The following is a 372-nucleotide window of genomic DNA, read 5'->3' as shown; positions in this document are numbered from 1 at the left end:
AAAAGACGGAGCCTAACCAGTCACTACAGACAACGAACCGCACTGTCACGGAATGTGCTCCGAGCCGCACATTCCGCGCCAGCGCGATTCGTGTCTGACCTCAAACGTTCGGCAATATAAGACCGAGCTTACGCGGTGAACCATCAGCCCGAAAAAATTAAAACCATGTCGCTGATATACGGAAGCGACGGGGCGAAGCTGTAGATACGAAAAGAAAAAACATCAGCCTGAAGAAAATCGAACCTACGCGCATGAATATCTCTGGAGCCAGAAACAAAAACCACGGAGCCGAACCAGTCGTTACAGACAATTTCGTGCAGTGTCACAGTCGCGGCGGAGCCGCTTTGTGTGCCACCGCACGAAATGTCTGAT

The 372-nt window shown here is 51.3% G+C and carries 1 protein-coding gene; it reads right to left on the bottom strand.

All coding sequences use genetic code 11. From position 1 onward, the window contains the following. Positions 1–143 precede the first annotated feature (143 nt). The coding region (locus FPL22_RS17885; protein ID WP_203235191.1) for a hypothetical protein at positions 144–372 on the bottom strand (229 nt) is incomplete at its 5' end.

Source organism: Rariglobus hedericola (assembly GCF_007559335.1).
Classification (GTDB): Bacteria; Verrucomicrobiota; Verrucomicrobiia; order Opitutales; family Opitutaceae; genus Rariglobus; species Rariglobus hedericola.
The sequence above is the reverse complement of the archived record's forward strand: the minus strand, read 5'-3'. Positions and strand labels throughout refer to the sequence as shown.